The 2,514-nt window shown below is 71.8% G+C and carries 3 protein-coding genes and 1 pseudogene; 3 read left to right on the forward strand and 1 reads right to left on the reverse strand.

Annotated elements, in window-relative coordinates:
* From IJH84_RS27630 to IJH84_RS27640, 3 genes and pseudogenes are all read left to right on the forward strand, one after another.
* On the forward strand, positions 1–637 hold a 637-nt coding region (locus IJH84_RS27630), incomplete at its 5' end, for a TIGR03620 family F420-dependent LLM class oxidoreductase (protein WP_295150805.1).
* A 162-nt stretch (positions 638–799) separates the two neighbouring features.
* Positions 800–1,753, forward strand: a complete 954-nt coding sequence (locus IJH84_RS27635) for a hypothetical protein (RefSeq protein ID WP_295150807.1) — start codon at positions 800–802, stop codon at positions 1,751–1,753.
* A gap of 6 nt (positions 1,754–1,759) precedes the next feature.
* A pseudogene (locus tag IJH84_RS27640) lies at positions 1,760–1,858 on the forward strand (DUF664 domain-containing protein); the annotation flags it as partial.
* A gap of 2 nt (positions 1,859–1,860) precedes the next feature.
* Here the strand turns inward: IJH84_RS27640 and IJH84_RS27645 are convergent.
* Positions 1,861–2,514 (reverse strand): SDR family NAD(P)-dependent oxidoreductase (locus IJH84_RS27645; protein ID WP_367269109.1); only part of this gene is annotated, 654 nt, incomplete at its 5' end.

Below are 2,514 nucleotides of genomic sequence, written 5' to 3' on the forward strand. Positions count from 1 at the left end.
CCGGACGCTGAGCGCGCTGCACCCCGGCCGGTTCGTGCTCGGGCTCGGCGTCAGCCACGGCCCGCTGGTGGACAACACCTACGGCCGCTACGCCAAACCGCTGGCGACCATGCGGGACTACCTGCAGAAGATGGACTCGGTTTCGGACAAGATCGAACCCGGTGCGCCGCGACCGGCGAAGCTGCTGGCCGCGCTCGGGCCGAAGATGATCGAGCTGTCCGGCTCCGCGGCCGACGGCGCCCTCCCGTACCTGATCACCCCGGTGCAGACCGCGCGCACCCGCGAACTGCTCGGGCCGGACAAGTGGGTCGTCAGCGAGCAGGCCGTTGCGCTGACCACCGACCGCGAGACCGGGCTGCGGCGCGCGCACAACCACCTGGACATGTACTCGCGGCTGCCGAACTACCGGAATTCCTGGCTGCGGCAAGGCTTCGACGAGTCGGACGTGGTGGTCGGCGGCTCGGACAAGCTGGCCGACGGGGTCGTGGCGATGGGCGACACCGCAGTCATCGCCGAACGGGTGCGGCAGCACTTCGAGGCCGGGGCCGACCACGTGGTGGTCCAGGTGCTCGGCGACAGCCTCAGCGACGACCCGTTGCCCGCGCTGCGCGAACTCGCCCCGGCGCTGCTGGGCTGAACGTCGAGCCGTGCTCGGCGCCGATCGCTCGAGCGGTGCACCGCCGGGCCGGTTCGCCGGCAAGCGCGGGCGCTGCGCCGCAGCGCAGCCCCGTGCCGGATGCGATCGGCGGCGCTGCGGCGGAGACTGCGTGCGCACTCGACCCCGGCGACAGGAAGCCCATTGCACACCGGTTCCGAACGACACCGGATCGGCCCGCGGGTCCCCCGCGAGTGGTCGGTCTCCGGCAGCGGTGGTCCACGCCCGTTCACCTCGTGGGTCGCCTACCGGACGCCGGACCGGTCGAGATACCTGTGGGAGTCGCGGCACGGCCGCAAGGGGGCGGGGCCGGTCACCGCTACCGGCCGCGCCGCCCCGCACGTGCCGGTGGGCGCGCCGATCCCGAACCCGTGGCTGCGGTTCTGGGCTCCGCAGCGAATGGCCTGGTGGATCGCCGTCGCGTTCATGATCGGCTCGGTGTTGTTCGTCGCCGGGGCCGCCGGATCGCTGATGCCGGAGGTGTTCGGCGGCCAGCACGCGATGGCCATCTACGCCGAGTCCTGCTACTTCCTGGGCGCGCTGCTCTACACCGTCAGCATCTACGGGCAGCTGTTCGAGAGCCTCAACTCCGACGACGAGGTCGGCATCGACCGCACCACGCACGCCCCGAGCCGCTACCGGTGGTTCGGGTTCGAGCCGCGGCGGCTGTCGTTCTGGACACCGTTCGTGCTGCTGATCGGCTCACTGGTGTTCAACTACGAGACGATCTTCGCGCTGGGAGCGAAAACCGAGCTGCTGCCCGCGGCCGGGTTGTGGTGGACGAGCCTGCTCGGCAGCGTGCTGTTCCTGGTGTCCAGCGTGCTGCAGCTCGCCGAGGCCGGGCACGGCTACCTGAGCTTCGAGCCGCGGGACGTGTCCTGGTGGGTCGGTGTGCTGTTCGTGCTCGGTTCCGTCGGGTTCATCGTGGGGTCGCTGCCCGGTTTCCCGGACGTCGGGCTGCCCACCGCGGAAGCGCCGCAAGGCGCGATCATCGTCAAGCTCGGCTTCCTGGCCGGGGGTGCGGCGTTCCTCGCCGGTAGCTACCTGATGCTGCCCGAGCTGTTCCTGCAGTTGCGCTCGCAGGACCGTTCTCGGTGAAGTGTCGTGAACCTGCGCTGGATCTGCACCCACGTGATCGGTGCGCACCCCCGGCACTGCGGGCACGCCGACCTCATCCGGGAGCGCATCGACGGCCGCACCGGGGATCACCACGGCACGGAACTGCCGTCCCAGGAGAAGAACCGGCCCGTGGGGCCGTCCGCCGGCAGCCAAGCCAGCCGGACCGCCTCCGGCGCGACCTCCGCGGGGTCTCCGTCGGAACCGGCCGCCCTGGCGTTCAGGTCGGTCGCCCGCAGTCCCGGGGCGAGCGCGTTGACCTTGAACCCCTCCCCCGCCAGCGCCTGCGCGTAGAAGACGGTCAGCGCGTTGAGCGCGGCTTTCGACGAGCGGTATGCGGCCCCGTCGCCCCCGCTGACGCTGAACCCGTGATCGGGGTCGGTGCTCCAGGCCAACGATCCGGTCCCGCTGGAGATGTTGACGATGCGCGGCTGCGGCGACCGGCGCAGCGCGGGCAGGAAGGCGTTGGTGACGGCGAGGACGCCGTGCACGTTCGTCTCGTAGGTCCGCCGGAACTCCTCGATCCCGGTCTCCTGCGGCGGCGCGAGCGACGGCGCTATCCCCGCGTTGTTGACCAGCACGTCCAGCCGGTCGAGCTGCGCCGCGGCCCGGCCGATTGCGTCGCCGTCGGTCACGTCCAGCACCAGCGGGCGGGCTCCGCGGCCGATCTCCTCCGCGGCGCGCCGTCCGCGCTCGGCGTCCCGGGAGCCGACGTGCACCGCGCAGCCCTGCTGAGCGAGCAA

It is taken from the genome of Saccharopolyspora sp., assembly GCF_017434145.1.
Classification (GTDB): domain Bacteria; phylum Actinomycetota; class Actinomycetes; order Mycobacteriales; family Pseudonocardiaceae; genus Saccharopolyspora_C; species Saccharopolyspora_C galaxeae.